Genomic DNA, 1,458 nt, shown 5'->3' with positions numbered 1-1,458 from the left:
CGGAGTTGTGGACGCCGGAGCTGTGGACGCCGGAGTTGTGGACGGCGGAGACGGGGTGGACGGCGCAGATGCGGTGGACGGTGCCGGCGTCGCCGCATCGGGCGTCGGGAGCGCGCCGGGGACGACGAGCGCCGGGACTGGTCGGGCCCCGAGGCCCGCCACCGCACCCGGGACGTCGTCGGCCTCGAGCGCCGGCCCGAACCGCACCCCCGTCGCGGCCTCGAGCTCGTCGGGACCCGCACCTGCGGTCACCGGCACGAGGGTGGCTCCCGAGGGCGCGACCGTCGACGGAGCGGCGCCGACGACGAGGACGGCCCGCGGGTCGAGCCGCGCGAGCTCGGCCCGCACGGCCCGGTTGGCCTTCGCGGTCGACGTCAGCAGCATCGGGGCGCCGACCGCGACCGCCGCTGACGCGCCGGTGAGCACCGCGGCCTCGTCGTCGGCGGGGGCGACGACCGCCACGGGCGCCGACGCGAACACCGCCGCCGACGCCTCGAGCGCGGCGCTCAGCGCGTCACCGGCCGGGAGCACGGTCGCGACGGCGTCGGGTGCGTGCAGCGTCGCGACGGGTGCGGGCGTCGGGACGGGGCTCGGGGTGGCGGTCCTGCTCGCCGTCGCGGTCCGGTGCGCCGCGGGTGGGGCGTCCTGCTGCCCGGCGAACACCAGCAGCGCCCCGACGAGCACCACGACCAGTGCGGTCGTGACGATCCCCAGCGCAGCACGTCCTCGCCGCACGTCGCCCCCTCCGGCCGGTGACAGGTCGCGTCACTCTACGTGGGGCGGCTCAGAGGTGTGCCGGCCCTGGCGACCAGGCATGATCGGGCGATGAGCCCGACCGCCGCCGACGCCCACGACCGCCCCGGCGTGTACTCCCAGCCCGGCACCGAGTACCGCCGCGACACCCGGTACATCGAGACCAGGATCACGGCCGACGGCCGCGACGGGTACCCGGTCGAGCCGGGGCGCTACCGCCTCGTCGTCGCGCGCGCGTGCCCGTGGGCGAACCGCGCGATCATCGTGCGCCGCCTGCTGGGCCTCGAGCCGGTCCTGTCGATGGGCGTGTGCGGCCCGACGCACGACGAGCGCTCGTGGACGTTCGACCTCGACCCCGGCGGCGTCGACCCGGTGCTGGGCATCCCCCGGATCCGCGACGCGTACCTCGCGCGGTTCCCCGACTACCCGCGCGGGATCACGGTGCCTGCGATCGTCGACGTCCCGACGGGCGCGGTCGTCACCAACGACTTCGCGCAGCTCACGCTCGACCTGTCGACGCAGTGGACCGCCCACCACCGTCCGGGCGCCCCCGACCTGTATCCGGAGCACCTGCGCGAGGAGATCGACGAGGTCGCCGACCTCGTCTACCGCGACGTCAACAACGGCGTGTACCGGTGCGGGTTCGCGGGGACGCAGGAGGCCTACGAGACCGCGTTCGGCCGGCTGTTCGACCGGCTGGACTGG

General features: G+C 76.0%; 2 pseudogenes. One reads left to right on the top strand and one right to left on the bottom strand.

Annotation, left to right across the window (positions count from 1 at the left end):
- Positions 1-735 (bottom strand): annotated as a pseudogene (locus CWIS_RS09550) (hypothetical protein); the annotation flags it as partial.
- A gap of 90 nt (positions 736-825) precedes the next feature.
- On the opposite strand from CWIS_RS09550, the pseudogene CWIS_RS19385 reads away from it, so the two are divergent.
- Positions 826-1,458 (top strand): annotated as a pseudogene (locus tag CWIS_RS19385) (glutathione S-transferase family protein); the annotation flags it as partial.

This window comes from Cellulomonas sp. A375-1 (assembly GCF_001040865.1).
In the GTDB taxonomy this organism is placed as follows: domain Bacteria; phylum Actinomycetota; class Actinomycetes; order Actinomycetales; family Cellulomonadaceae; genus Cellulomonas; species Cellulomonas gelida.
Note: the sequence above shows the minus strand (reverse complement) of the source record. Positions and strands in the feature narration are given on the sequence as shown.